Origin of the sequence: Pseudomonas sp. Root401 (assembly GCF_001425105.1) — a bacterium.
In the GTDB taxonomy this organism is placed as follows: domain Bacteria; phylum Pseudomonadota; class Gammaproteobacteria; order Pseudomonadales; family Pseudomonadaceae; genus Aquipseudomonas; species Aquipseudomonas brassicacearum.
In genome coordinates this window covers 1-13,408 of sequence record NZ_LMDO01000029.1, presented here as the reverse complement: position 1 = coordinate 13,408, position 13,408 = coordinate 1, and the positions used below count along the sequence as shown (strand labels likewise).

The following is a 13,408-nucleotide window of genomic DNA, read 5'->3' as shown; positions in this document are numbered from 1 at the left end:
GCTACAGTCAATTGACTGAACTATTCAGGGCTTGCGTTCGGTTACGCAGGGCCGTTCAGCTATTGCTGTATCTGGCATGAGGTGCAAAGCATGAAACGAGTTCGACAGTGGCTGGCTGCCTGGGCCACCTTCGCGGTGTTGGTTTCACCCCTTCCGGCGTCGGCCGCCACAGCGCCGATCCACTTTGCCGACTTGAACTGGGAAAGTGGCAGCCTGATCACCGATATCCTGCGGATCATCGTCGAAAAAGGCTACGGGTTGCAGACCGACACATTGCCGGGCACCACCATTACCCTGGAAACCGCCCTGGCCAATAACGACATCCAGGTGATCGGCGAGGAATGGGCCGGCCGCAGCCCGGTGTGGGTCAAGGCCGAGGCCGAGGGCAAGGTGGTCGCCTTGGGCGATACGGTCAAAGGCGCGACGGAAGGTTGGTGGGTGCCCGAGTACGTCATCAAGGGCGACCCGGCCAAGGGCATCAAGCCCCTGGCGCCGGACCTGCGCAGCGTCGAAGACCTGGCGCGCTACAAGCATGTGTTCAAGGACCCGGAGAGCCCCGACAAGGGCCGCTTCCTCAACAGCCCCATTGGCTGGACTTCCGAGGTGGTCAACAAACAGAAGCTCAAGGCATACGGCTTGTCTGACAGCTACGTGAATTTTCGCAGCGGTTCGGGGGCGGCGCTGGATGCGGAAATCAGCTCGACGATCCGCCGGGGCAAGCCGATCCTGTTTTACTACTGGTCGCCCACGCCACTGCTCGGGCGCTTCAAGCTGGTGCAGTTGCAAGAGCCGCCGTTCGATGCCGAGGCCTGGAAAACCCTGACCGACGCCGATAACCCCAACCCGAAGCCCACCCGTTCACTGGCCTCGAAACTGTCGATTGGCGTGTCCGCGCCGTTCCAGAAGCAATACCCGGACATTGCCGAGTTCTTCAGCAAGGTCGATTTGCCCATCGAACCGTTGAACAAAGCCCTGGCCGACATGAGCGAGAAGCGCACGCCCCCCCGTGAAGCCGCCGAGGCGTTCCTCAAGGCGCATCCACAGGTCTGGCAGGCCTGGCTGCCCAAGGAGGTGGCGGACAAGGTCTCCGCCGGTCTGTAGGGCCGCGCGCGTGCCGGCAGGTTGAACTCTTGATCCTGGGCAATGAGTCATTCGCTGGAAACTGGCAACCTACGCCCGTCCAGCGAAATGCCAAATTCGAGCTAGGATGAGTGTTCAACCTTTTTCAGGAGGCTGGCGAATGACGCTTTTATTGGCTCGGTCGCTGGTCGCAGTGTTTGCGACCATCAGCTTGATTCATATGTATTGGGCCCTGGGTGGGCGGTGGGCGGCCAAGGCTGTCGTGCCTCAGGTGCCGGTGAAGCAGGGGGAGGCGCTGCGACCGGCGTTCGACCCCTCGGGCTGGCTGACCTTGCTGGTTGCCGTGGCACTGCTGATGGTGGCGTTGCTGGTGTGCCTGCGGGTCGGCCTGCTGGCGCAGCCGGTCACCCATCGGGCGTTGCAGTGGCTGATCAGCGCGATTGCCTTGCTGATGTTCGCCCGGGCCATTGGCGAGTCGGAGCTGGTGGGTTTCTTCAAGGAGGTCAAGGATTCGACATTCGCCAGGCTCGACACCTGGGTCTATTCGCCGCTGTGCGTGGTGCTTGGGGCCGGGTTGCTGACGGTGGCGTGGGCCTGAGTTTCATATCGATCGTTCCCACGCTCCTGTGTGGGAACGTCGCCAGGGACGCTCCGCGTTCCGCTTCTGGAAGGTGACGCAGAGCGTCACGGGATGCATTCCCACGCGGAGCGTGGGAACGATCAACGTATCTGTCAGTCGTTTCGGCGACTGCTCACTTCCGCCGGCACATCATCCCCGGCCATGCGCTTGCGGAACAACGCCGCTCGGGCCAGCAGCAGGGTGGTCACCGGGACGGTGATGGACAACAGGATCGGTATCAGCCAGGCGTGCAACACCGGCCCGGACTTGAGCGCTGAAAAATACACGATCGAAGCCAGTGCCACGCACCAGGCGCCCAGTGTGGACGCCAGGGCCGGAGGGTGCATGCGCTGGAAATAATCCTTCAGCCGCACCAGGCCGATCGCTCCAACCAGGGCGAAGAGGCTACCGAGCACCAACAGGATCGCCACCGGGATTTCCACCCACATCGACAGCTCGCCGCTCATTCGATCACCTCGCCACGCAACAGGAACTTGGCCAGGGCAAACGAGCCGACAAAGCCGAACAGGGCGATCAGCAGCGCCGCTTCGAAATAGGTGTCACTGGCATAACGGATGCCCAGCACCAGCATCATCAGCATCGCCACGATGTACAGGTAGTCCAGGGCCAATACCCGGTCCTGGGCCGAAGGGCCCTTGAACAGCCGCCACAGGGTCAACACCATCGCCAGGGAGAACAGGAACAGGCTCAGCAGGATCGCATTGGACAGCAAGGGGCTCATTGGAAAATCTCCATCAACGGGCGCTCGTAGGTGGCCTTGAAATGCGCGATGAATGACGCCTCGTCTTGCAGGTCGAACACATGCATCAGCAGGATGCTGCGATCCAGGGCCAGTTCCGACCAGACCGTCCCCGGAATCACCGTGGTGATCATCGACAGCGCGGCCAGGCCGTTGGCGTCGTGCAGGTCCAGCGGCACCTTGATGAAGCGCGAGCGAGGCGGGCGGCGCCCCGCGTTGAGCACCCCCCAGGCCACCGCCAGGTTGGACACCAGCACATCACGGCCCACCAGCAGGAACAGGCGCAACACCACCCACGGCCGGCGGATACGGATGGGCCGTGGGCGCAACGGGCGCATCATCAACGGGGCCAGGAAGCCCAGTAACGCGCCCAGCAGCAGATGGCCGGCGCTGACGGACACATTCAACACCAGCCACAGCAACCACAACGCCAGGGACAACCACGGGGCGGGCAACAGGCGCTTCATGGTTGCACCTCCCGCAATGCGGTGCGGGTCTCGGGGTTGGGCACGGCGCGGGTGGCGAGTACCGACATCACGTAATGTTCCGGGTTGTTCAGCGCATCGGCAGCGGATTGGGTGTAGCGCAGCAACGGTTCGGCCTTGAAAGTCAGGGCGATGCCCAGGCCCAGCAGCACGATGATCGGCAGGCATTCGAACGGCCGCAGCAACGGCGATGGGCGTTCCTGGGGCGTCCAGAAACGTTGGATGCCCAGGCGTGAAAAGGCAATCAGCGAGGCCAGCCCCGACAGGATCAACAACGCCAACAAGCCCCACGCCTGATTCGACAGCGGTGCCCCGGCGCTGGCGCCGAGCCCCTGAGGATTGAGCAGGGCACTGAGCAGGCTCAGCTTACCGATGAACCCCGACAACGGCGGCATGCCGATAATCAACAGCGCACAGAAGATAAAACTCAAGCCAAGGAAGGCCATGGTCCAGGGAATCACCTGCCCGACCACGGCCTTCTGCTCGTCGTCGAGGTTGATGCCCTTGGGCGGTTGCAAGGATTCCAGCGGTCGCGGCAAGGTGTCGAAGTCGTCGTCCAGGGACAGTTCATTGGCTGAGCGCGAACGCTCGATCAGTTCGGCCAGCAAGAACAGCGCGCACAGCGCCAGGGTCGAGCTCACCAGGTAAAACAGCGCCGCGCCCACCAGGTTGGGTTGGGCGAAGCCGATGGCCGACAACAGGATCCCGGCCGATACCAGGATGCTCAGACTCGCCATGCGCTCCAGGCGTTGGGCCGCCAGAATGGCGATGGCGGCGCAGACGATGGTCGCCATGCCGCCGTAGACCAGCCAGTCGGCACCGAAATACGCCGAGGCGCCGGCCTGGCCGGAGAACAGCAACGTCCACAGGCGCAGGATCGTGTAGACGCCGACCTTGGTCATGATCGCAAACAGCGCCGCCACCGGTGCGCTGGCGGCACTGTAGGCCGGCACCAGCCAGAAGTTCAGCGGCCACATGCCGGCCTTGGCCAGGAACGCCACCGCAAGGATGCCTGCGCCGGCGTGCAGCAAGCCGCGGTCGGCCTCCGGCACCAGCGGGATTTTCAGGGCCAGGTCGGCCATGTTCAACGTGCCGGTGACGCCATAGATCAGCGCTGCGCCGATCAGGAACAACGACGAGGCCAGCAGATTGATGGAAATGTAATGCAGGCCCGACGATACCCGCGCCCGGCCCGACCCGTGCAGCATCAAGCCGTAGGAGGCCGCCAGCAGCACTTCGAAGAACACGAACAGGTTGAACAGATCCGCCGTCAGGAAGGCGCCGTAGAGGCCCATCAGCTGGATCTGGAACAGCGCATGGAAACTGGCCCCGGCGCGGTCCCAGCGGGCCATGGCGAAGAGCAGGGCGCTGACGCCGATGATGCCGGTCAGCACCAGCATCAGCGCCGACAGACGATCGACCACCAGGACAATGCCGAACGGCGCCTGCCAGTTGCCCGGCAGGTACACGCCAATGGACGCGGGCAGGGCCTGATCCTGGGTCCAGTACAGCAACAGCACGGCGATGCCCAGGCCCAGCAGGCTGGAAAGCAGATTGATCCGTGCCTTGAGCGGTCGGTGTTTCTCGCCCAGCATCAGCATCAACGCGGCGGTCAGCAGCGGCAGCAGGATGGGCGCGGCGATCAGATGAGGCGTCAACATCATTCCTTGGGCTCCCGACCGTCCACGTGGTCGGTACCGGTCAGGCCCCGGGACGCCAGCAGCACCACCAGGAACAGCGCGGTCATGGCGAAGCTGATCACGATGGCGGTCAGCACCAGTGCCTGGGGCAGCGGGTCGGTGTAGTGCAGCAGGTCCTGGGGCACGCCGTCCTTGATGATCGGCTCCTTGCCGATGAACAGGCTGCCCATGCTGAAGATGAACAGGTTGACGCCGTAGGACAGCAGGCACAGGCCCATGACCACCTGGAAGGTCCGTGGCCGCAATACCAGCCAGACACCGGAGGCGGCCAGTACACCGATTGCGATTGCGATGACTTCTTCCATCAGGCGGTGGCTCCTTTGACGGGGGCGACGGGTTTGGCGTGCAGGCCCGGCTTATGGGCCCGTACCGATTGGTGCGCCAGGGCGGTGAGGATCAACAGGGTGGAACCGACCACCACGGCGTACACGCCGATGTCGAAAAACAGCGCGCTGGCCACATGGAGATCACCCAGCAGCGGTAATTCAAAATGCCAGGTGTGGGTGGTCAGGAACGGATAACCCACGGCCATCGCCCCGAGGCCCGTGGCGGTGGCGAACAACAGCCCGGTGCCCATCCAGCGCAGCGGTCGCAGGCTCATTTGCGCCTCGACCCACTGGGTGCCGGCCACCATGTATTGCAGGATGAACGCCACCGACATCACCAACCCGGCCACGAAGCCGCCACCGGGTTGATTGTGGCCACGCATGAACAGGTAGAACGACACCACCAGGGCGATCGGCAGCAGCAGGCGCACCAGCACCGACGGCACCATCATGAAACCCAGTGCGGTGTCGCTGGCATGGCGCGGGTTGACCAGGTCGGTGACCACGTCCGGCGCCAGCAGGCGCTGTTGTGCCGGCAGTTGCATGCTTTCCTTTGGCGGGCGGAAACGCCGCAGCAGGGCGAACACCGCCAGGGCCACCGCCACCAGCACGGTGATTTCCCCTAGGGTGTCGAAGCCGCGGAAGTCCACCAGCATCACGTTCACCACATTGCTGCCGCCACCTTCGGGCAGGGCACGGCTCAAGTAGAACGAAGAAATGTCGTTGGGCGTCTGGCGCGTGAGCATCGCATAGGACAACAGCGCCATGCCGCCGCCGACGGCGCTGGACAGCAGCAAGTCCCGCAGGCGCCGGATGCGCGCGCGCCGCTCGCTGTTGGGCAGCGGCGAGACGTCCTCGATCCGCCGTGGCAGCCAGCGCAGGCCCAGCAGGATCAGCACCGTGGTAACCACTTCCACCACCAGTTGCGTCAGGGCCAGGTCGGGGGCGGAGAACCAGACGAAGGTCACGCAGGTCATCAGGCCGCAGACGCTGACCATGGTCAGGGCCGCGAGCCGGTGGTACTTGGCCTGCCAGGCCGCGCCCAGGGCACAGGCGATCGCCAGCAGCCACAGGGTGACGAAGACGATGGACCCGGGGATCTTCGGCCGGTCGCCCCAGACCAGCGTGCTGTGCAGCATCGGGATCAGCCCGGCGAGCACCGCAGCGAGGACCAGCCAGAACAATTGGGCCTGCAGGCGGCGGGTGCTGATCCGTCGTTCCAGGCGCCGGCCCTGGCGCATCATCAGTACCAGGCAGCGCTCGAACAAGCGCTTGCCACTGAGTCGGCCAATGAACGGCGGGTGCTTGATGTGCCCTTGCCGGAGCTGATTGCGCAGCAGCAGGTACAGGACGATGCCGCCGGACATGGCCACCAGGCTCATGATCATCGGTGCATTCAGGCCGTGCCAGATCGCCAGGCTGTAGTCGGGCAGCGTGCCGCCCACCACCGGCAAGGCGGCGGCCGCGAGCAACGAGCCGACCACCTGGGCCGGAAAAATCCCCACCAACAGGCAGGTGAACACCAGCAACTCCACCGGCGCACGCATCCAGCGCGGTGGTTCGTGGGGGGTATGGGGCAGGTCGGTGGCGGTGGGGCCGAAGAACACATCCACGGTGAACCGCAAGGAGTAGGCGACGCTGAAGGTCCCGGCGATGGTGGCGATGATCGGCAGCGCCAGTTCGACCCAGGCCGTGGCGGAAATGAACACGGTCTCGGCGAAGAACATTTCCTTGGACAGGAAACCATTGAGCAACGGCACCCCGGCCATCGCCGCGCTGGCGACCATGGCCAGGGTCGCGGTGAACGGAATCAGCCGCACCAGGCCGCTGAGCTTGCGAATGTCGCGGGTGCCGCTTTCGTGGTCGATGATCCCGGCGGCCATGAACAGCGATGCCTTGAACGTGGCGTGGTTGAGGATATGAAACACCGCCGCCACGGCCGCCAGTGGACTGTTCAGGCCCAGCAGCAGGGTGATCAGCCCGAGGTGGCTGATGGTGGAGTAGGCCAGCAGGCCTTTGAGGTCGTTCTGGAACATCGCGCAGTAGGCGCCCAGCAGCAACGTACAGGCTCCCGCGCCGCCGACGATGTAGAACCACTCTTCGCTACCCGACAGCGACGGCCATAACCGCGCCAAGAGGAACACCCCGGCCTTGACCATGGTCGCCGAGTGCAGATACGCCGACACCGGCGTGGGGGCCGCCATGGCATGGGGCAGCCAGAAGTGGAACGGAAACTGGGCGCTTTTGCTCAAGGCGCCGATCAGGATCAGCGGCAACAGGATGGGGTAGAGGGCATGGGCACGGATCAGGTCGCCGGCGGCGAGGACCTTGTCCAGCTCATAGCTGCCCACCACATGGCCGAGCAGCATCACCCCGGCCAGCAGGCAAAGCCCGCCAGCCCCGGTCACCATCAACGCCATGTAGGCACCGCGTCGAGCGTCGGCGCGGTGGTGCCAGTAACCGATCAGCAGGAACGAGAACAGGCTGGTCAATTCCCAGAAAAACACCATCTGGATCAGGTTGCCGGAGATCACCAGTCCGAGCATGGCGCCCATGAACGCCAGGAAAAATGCGAAGAAGCGCGGCACCGGATCATCCGGCGACATGTAGTAGCGGGCGTACAGCGACACCAGCGTGCCGATGCCCAGCACCAGCAACGAAAACAGCCAGGCGAAGCCGTCCAGGCGCAATACGAAATCCAGGCCCAGGCTGGGCAACCAGGCGTATTGCTCGCGGATCACGCCGCCGTCGGCGATCTGCGGGTACAGCAAGGCCACCTGAACCGTGCCGGCCAGGGCGACGAGGCCGGCCAGCAGTGATTCGGCGTTACGGGCGTTATGCGGCAGCAGCGCCGCGACACAGCTGCCGATGAAGGGCAAAAGCAATAGAACTATCAGTGACATAGGCTTCTATTCGGCGGGAGGTTGTGAGGGATCATACGTGGCGTATTCCCGATCACCAACCGCGAGGGTGTCGCAGAATCCTACAAGGGAGGTGGAGTTTTCTGACTTTGCGCCATACACATCACCCGTTGTGAGGGCGCTTGCTCCCGCTGGCCTTGTGTAGGAGCTGCCGAAGGCTGCGATCTGTTGATCTTTGATTTTTCGCTTGAGACTCAAGTGTCTGGGGAAAGATCGCAGCCTCGTTGCACTCGTCAGCTCCTACACAGGTTTAAACGCCCCCGGCCTCACTGCTCCCGCTCAAGCGCCTCATTCACCTCGACAACGCCTTTGCTACGGGTCTTCAGCTCACTGACAATCACCGCCGCCACAATCAATCCGGCGCCCACCAGCGCGATCGCCGGCAGCCGCTCGCCTGCCAGGCGCCCGGCGATGCCGGCCCACACTGGCTCACCGGCATAGATCAGCGTGGCGCGGGTGGGCGAGACGCTTTTCTGTGCCCAGTTCATCGCCACCTGGATCGCTGCGCTGGCGGCGCCCAGGCCCACGGCGCTGACCAGCAGCAACATGGAAAAATCCGGGATCGCTTCCTGGGTCGGCACCACCATCAGGAAGGCCAGCACCGCCGTGCTTGCCAGTTGCACCACGGTCACCCGGCGCACATCGACCTGGCCGGCATAGGCGCTGATCAGGATGATTTCGGCGGCAATCGCGATGGCGCTGATCAACGTGGCGATTTCACCGGGGCTGAAGTTCAGCGAGGCCCCGGCCGGCCCCGACACCAGCATCAGCCCGGTGAACGCCAGCATGATGCCGATGCTCGGCATCAAGCCCGGTCGCCGGCCCAGTACCAGCCATTGCAGCAAGGGCACGAATGGTACGTAGAGCGCGGTGATGAACGCCGACTGGCTGCTGGGGATGGTTTGCAGGCCGACGGTCTGCAGGCCGTAGCCGAGCATGATCGCCACACCGATGAAGCACCCGGCCTTGAGTTCGAAGAAGGTCAGGTCCCGCAGATGCCGCCAGGAAAACAGCGCGACAAACGCGGCCGCGGCGGCAAAGCGCAGGCCGACGAAAAACATCGGCCCACTGACCGTCATGGCGTGTTGCACCAGCAGGAAAGTCCCACCCCAGATCATGGTAATCAGCACCAGCACGCATTCGGCCTTGCTGAACCTTGAGAAACGGGAAGAAACTTGCGGGGAGTTCACCGATGCCATGACCTTGCGCGCCACTTGAGGCGGACGCACAATGCGCCCGAAGTTGGGCAGTATAATGCGCAACCCAGCCATGTGAGCAATATAGTGCACAAAGAATCCGGCCAGCGGGCGTCCGTCCTGCAACACGTCAGCCAGAACGTCCGTCGTCTGCGGCATGCCGCCGAGCTCAGCCAGACGGCGCTGGCCGAGCTGTCGGGGGTCAGCCGGCGGATGCTGGTGGCCATCGAGGCCGGCGAAAAGAACGTCAGCCTGACCACTCTGGACCGGGTCGCCGAAGCCTTGGACGTGGCCTTCAGCGACTTGATCCAGGCCCCCGAGGCCCGAGACCCTAGCCGCATCAACGAACTGGCCTGGGCCGGGACCATTGCCGGCAGCAAAGCCGTATTGCTCGCCAAGGCCACCGCCAGCCGTGAGGTGGAACTCTGGGAATGGCGCCTGGAGCCCGGCGAGTATTACCCTTCAGAGCCCGACGCCGACGGTTGGAGCGAGCAACTCTACGTATTCGAGGGCTGCCTGACCCTGCTGTTGGGCAGCGAGGAACACCGGATTGGTGCCGGTGAGTTTTTCATGTTCGCCAGCAACCAGCCCCATGCCTATCGCAACGATGGTTCAGTGGCTGCGCGGTTTGTACGCAACGTGGTGATTTGATTTTCATTTTAAATACTGTTCATGCATGCACCTGTCAGGTTTGACAGTAGATGGCTGGGCAAGGCTTCTATCATAATCAACGAGTGGCGGATAACGTCTCGGTATACAAATTCCACAAGAACAATCTTATTGAGAGGGTTCCACAATGGAAAACACTAATGAAGATATCTTGGTGCTTGTAGATCCAGAACTTCCAGCTCCCCGGATTTTGCAAGCAGTCAATAATGAGATTCACACTAATATTCTTGACGATTGTACGATTGCCACTCGTCTTGCTTCGTTTGTTGAGGCAGGTTATGAAACTCGTTTTGTTTTTGACTCGCCCATAGGGGCGCTTCACGGTGCGCGGAGGCAAATCACTCAGGAGCAAATTGACCGCGGTGAAATTGAATGGCGCATAACTTCTTTTAGGTTGAAGCTAAAACCAGGGATGCAGATCTCGGTGGAATATACTATTTATAAGGGTGATCATCCAATACGATCGCCACGGGTGCCGTATCAGGTTGTTAGATAGAAGAAGGCGGGCTGAATCGTCAATGGTTTTGCTTGGCAATAGCTGATGTATAGGATCTCGTTGTGGAATACCTGTCCCTCTAGATCTGAATTGGGTGATCTGCTTTATAACTAGCTTCCGTAAAATCAGACAAAACAGTAAGGTGGCTTCATCTCATCGGAAACTCGCACCGTGTGCCTGGACGATGACGAGTAACCGATGGGGTGTTGACTGTTTTTATGGAAGCGTTCAATGAAAGATGATTTGACTACGCTAGCGCCACGTTTTGCCGACATCCTCATCATCGGCGGCGGCCTGAGCGGTGCCATGTTGGCCGCGCAGCTGCTGCGCCTGCCGGGCCGGCGTGAGGTGCTGATTGTCGAGTCGCGCAGCGAACTGGGCCGGGGCGAGGCCTACAGTGCCGTGGAACTGGGCCACACCTTGAACGGCAACGCCGCGCGCATGAGCGTCGACCCGGACAACGCCGATGACCTGACCCAATGGCTCACCGCGTTCATCGAAGCCGGCGGCTGGCCCGAGGCGGATCAGCAGCACGTGCCGATCAGCGAGTTGTTCCCGCCCCGGGGAATGTTTGGCCTCTATGTGCAACAACGGCTGGCCGAGGCTCGCGAGTTGGGCGCACGAAACGGTTCGACCGCCGAGCACGTGCGTGGGGAGGCCGTGGACCTGCGGGTTGCTGAGGATGCCGTAATGCTGACGCTGGATGACGGCCAGGTGTTGCGCGGGCGTTTCGCGGTGCTGGCCACCGGCATGTTCCCGGCGGCGCGCACCCCGCAAACCGAATCCAGCGGCTTGAATGCCGCGGCGCTGGACCCTTGGGATGTGGCTGCGATGCGCCAGCTCGATCCGCAGTCCACGGTGCTGATCATCGGCTCGGGACTGACCATGGTCGATGCCGTCGTGTCCCTGGAGCATGCCGGGCACCGTGGGCCGATCGAAGTCTTTTCCCGCCATGGTTTGTTGCCCCATGTGCGCCGCCAGCCACCTGCCTGGGTGGATTTCCTCGCCGACGATCACAGCCTGCGGTCACCACGCCAATTGATGCGAGCCCTGCGCGAGCAATGCCGTCAGGCCCTGGCTCAAGGCGTCGATTGGCAGGCGCCGTTGGACACGGTGCGCGCGCATATCGGGCGTTTGTGGAACCAGGCCAGCGATGTGCAACGCCGGCAGTTCGTCCGCCATGTGCGGCCATGGTGGGAGAGCCATCACCATCGTTCGCCACCGCTGAGCGCCGAACTGGTGGCGCGTCTGCATGGGGAAGGGCGGTTGCGGATCCAGGCGGCGTCGTTCAAGGGGCTGGCGTCCTCTGCCGAGGGCACGCTGGGTATTACCATCCGCCGCCGGGGCGAGGCTGGGCTGACGGTGGTGCAGGGCGCGGCGCTGATCAACTCCAGCGGCATCGAATATGACTGGCGCCGGGTTGCACGGCCGTTGCCGCAACAATTGCTGGCCCGGGGGCTGATCCAGCCCGGGCCGCTGGCCCTGGGCATCGCCGCGCGTGCCGATGGTGCGGTGCTGGACGCCCGAGGCGAGCCTGCCGAGCGCCTGTTCGCCATGGGCCCGCCACTGCGGGGGATGTGGTGGGAAAGCACCGCCGTGACCGATGTGGCGAGCCAGGCCAAGGCGTTGGCCGTGCGTCTGGTTGAACTGCAATCCCAAGATTGAAATTGAAAACGCCCCTGTGGCGAGGGGATTTATCCCCGCTGCGTGGGAGCAAAGCTTGCTCGCGATGCAGGCGCCTCGGTTCCCAGGGAGACCGCGTCATCTTCATCGCGGGCAAGCCTTGCTCCCACAGGTGGGAACGATCGTTATGAGCGGTTTGCTCAGCAGGTCATTGCTCGCTGACCTTGACCCAACGCTCCTCCCGCGCCGCCACACGAATCGCCGCCGCCAGCCGCTCCACTTCCCAGGCCTCTTCGAAGTCCGTCCCGTTGCCGCCTTCGCCGGCGAGGGTCATCACCAGTTCATGCACTTCCAGGGTCTTCAATTCGTTGTACCCCAACTGGTGCCCGGCGGCCGGGCTGAACGCGGCATAACCGGGCAAATCCGGGCCGGCCAGCAGGCGCTGGAAACCCGCCTGGCCGACGCGACACAGGCGCAGTTCATTCAGCCGTTCCTGATCGAACGCCAGGGTGCCGAGGGTGCCGCTGATCTCGAAGTTCAGGTGGTTCTTGTAGCCGTGCTTGAGCCAACTGCTGCTCACCGTGCCTCGGGCGCCATTGGCGAAACGCAGCAGCGCGTGGACCTGGTCGTCCACCGCGATGGCACGTTGTTCGGTATTGCCCGCGCTGGCAGGGCGTTGGTTGTGCACGGTCTGGCTGTCGGCGCACACCGCTTCGACATCGCCCAACAAGTGCCGGGCCATGGCCAGCAAGTGGCTGCCCAGGTCCGCCAGTGCACCGCCGGCGTGGGCCGCTTCGCAGCGCCATGACCACGGCGAGGCGGGGTCGGCCATGAAGTCTTCGCTGAATTCGCCCTGGAAACTGATGATCTGTCCCAGTTCGCCGCGCTGGATCATGTCCCGCGCCTGTTGAATGATCGGGTTGTGCTGGTAGTTGTAGCCGACCCGCGTCACCACCCCGGCTGACTTGGCCGCCTGGCGCATCTGCTCGGCCTGCTCCAGGGACACCGCCAGGGGCTTTTCACAATAGACCGGCTTGCCCGCCGCCAACGCTGCCATGGCCATGGGGAAGTGCAGGTGATTGGGCGTGGTGATGGCGATCAGGTTGACCTTCGGGTCGTCGATCAGTTGTTGCCAGTCGCTGTGGGCCGTCTCGAACCCCCAGCTGTGGGCGCATTGCCGGGCACGCTGCGGATCGGCGTCGGCCAGGGCCGCCAGTTTCAGGTTCAGGGGGAGGTCGAACACCGCCTTGGCATTGTGGAACGCCAAGGCATGGGCACGGCCCATGAAGCCGGTGCCAATCAGACCGATGCCGAGTTCACGCATGAGGAAGAGCCCTTTGAATTGTTATTTTCAGGAGGGCTATTTATGGAATAAATATTCGCTAATTGCAAATATTGGAATAAATATTCATTTGCGCGATTGCAGAGGATCCCTTAATGAAATGGCTACCCCCGCCGCCCCCTGCGATTGCCCACTAAGCTTTCGCAGGGGGCCTATCGGAGACCATTGCCATGAACAAAGTAGCTATTGCC

At 63.0% G+C, this 13,408-nt stretch carries 13 protein-coding genes; 5 read left to right on the top strand and 8 right to left on the bottom strand.

From position 1 onward, the window contains the following. The first annotated feature begins 90 nt into the window (after positions 1-90). Together ASC85_RS20350 and ASC85_RS20345 are read left to right on the top strand one after the other, a co-directional pair. Positions 91-1,101 carry an ABC transporter substrate-binding protein gene (locus ASC85_RS20350; protein WP_003202848.1) on the top strand — a complete coding sequence of 337 codons (1,011 nt, stop codon included), beginning with the start codon at positions 91-93 and terminating at the stop codon, positions 1,099-1,101. Positions 1,102-1,240: 139 nt separating this feature from the next. Further along, complete coding sequence (locus ASC85_RS20345) at positions 1,241-1,678, top strand: DUF3995 domain-containing protein (protein WP_057451071.1); 438 nt, start codon at positions 1,241-1,243, stop codon at positions 1,676-1,678. A 134-nt stretch (positions 1,679-1,812) separates the two neighbouring features. Here the strand turns inward: ASC85_RS20345 and ASC85_RS20340 are convergent, their stop codons facing one another. From ASC85_RS20340 to ASC85_RS20310, 7 genes are all read right to left on the bottom strand, one after another. Then, positions 1,813-2,166 (bottom strand): Na+/H+ antiporter subunit G, encoded by a 354-nt coding sequence (locus tag ASC85_RS20340; RefSeq protein WP_057451070.1) that lies wholly within the window; start codon positions 2,164-2,166, stop codon positions 1,813-1,815. Next, positions 2,163-2,441: a K+/H+ antiporter subunit F gene (locus tag ASC85_RS20335; RefSeq protein ID WP_003202841.1), complete on the bottom strand. Its 279-nt coding sequence runs from the start codon at positions 2,439-2,441 to the stop codon at positions 2,163-2,165. The genes ASC85_RS20340 and ASC85_RS20335 overlap by 4 nt, the downstream gene beginning before the upstream one ends. Continuing rightward, positions 2,438-2,926: a Na+/H+ antiporter subunit E gene (locus ASC85_RS20330; protein ID WP_057451069.1), complete on the bottom strand. Its 489-nt coding sequence runs from the start codon at positions 2,924-2,926 to the stop codon at positions 2,438-2,440. Before ASC85_RS20330 ends, ASC85_RS20335 begins: the two co-directional genes overlap by 4 nt. After that, positions 2,923-4,608, bottom strand: a complete 1,686-nt coding sequence (locus ASC85_RS20325; RefSeq protein WP_057451068.1) for a monovalent cation/H+ antiporter subunit D — start codon at positions 4,606-4,608, stop codon at positions 2,923-2,925. The genes ASC85_RS20330 and ASC85_RS20325 overlap by 4 nt, the downstream gene beginning before the upstream one ends. After that, complete coding sequence (locus ASC85_RS20320; RefSeq protein WP_003202835.1) at positions 4,605-4,949, bottom strand: Na+/H+ antiporter subunit C; 345 nt, start codon at positions 4,947-4,949, stop codon at positions 4,605-4,607. Before ASC85_RS20320 ends, ASC85_RS20325 begins: the two co-directional genes overlap by 4 nt. Continuing rightward, positions 4,949-7,873, bottom strand: a complete 2,925-nt coding sequence (locus ASC85_RS20315) for a monovalent cation/H+ antiporter subunit A (protein ID WP_057451067.1) — start codon at positions 7,871-7,873, stop codon at positions 4,949-4,951. Before ASC85_RS20315 ends, ASC85_RS20320 begins: the two co-directional genes overlap by 1 nt. Positions 7,874-8,157: 284 nt before the next feature. Beyond that, on the bottom strand, positions 8,158-9,162 hold the full coding sequence (locus tag ASC85_RS20310; RefSeq protein ID WP_057451066.1) for a DMT family transporter: 1,005 nt from the start codon (positions 9,160-9,162) through the stop codon (positions 8,158-8,160). 12 nt (positions 9,163-9,174) lie between these two features. Here ASC85_RS20310 and ASC85_RS20305 point away from each other — a divergent pair, with 12 nt between their 5' ends. The 3 genes from ASC85_RS20305 (at position 9,175) to ASC85_RS20300 (ending at position 11,917) form a co-directional block, all read left to right on the top strand. Then, positions 9,175-9,738: a helix-turn-helix domain-containing protein gene (locus ASC85_RS20305; RefSeq protein WP_057451065.1), complete on the top strand. Its 564-nt coding sequence runs from the start codon at positions 9,175-9,177 to the stop codon at positions 9,736-9,738. A gap of 145 nt (positions 9,739-9,883) precedes the next feature. Continuing rightward, positions 9,884-10,252 carry a hypothetical protein gene (locus tag ASC85_RS32190; RefSeq protein WP_156395664.1) on the top strand — a complete coding sequence of 123 codons (369 nt, stop codon included), beginning with the start codon at positions 9,884-9,886 and terminating at the stop codon, positions 10,250-10,252. Positions 10,253-10,483: 231 nt separating this feature from the next. Then, positions 10,484-11,917 (top strand): FAD/NAD(P)-binding protein, encoded by a 1,434-nt coding sequence (locus ASC85_RS20300; RefSeq protein WP_057451064.1) that lies wholly within the window; start codon positions 10,484-10,486, stop codon positions 11,915-11,917. A gap of 166 nt (positions 11,918-12,083) precedes the next feature. Here ASC85_RS20300 and ASC85_RS20295 read toward each other — a convergent pair whose 3' ends face one another. Beyond that, positions 12,084-13,199 carry a Gfo/Idh/MocA family protein gene (locus tag ASC85_RS20295; protein WP_057451063.1) on the bottom strand — a complete coding sequence of 372 codons (1,116 nt, stop codon included), beginning with the start codon at positions 13,197-13,199 and terminating at the stop codon, positions 12,084-12,086. Between the last annotated feature and the right edge of the window lie 209 nt (positions 13,200-13,408).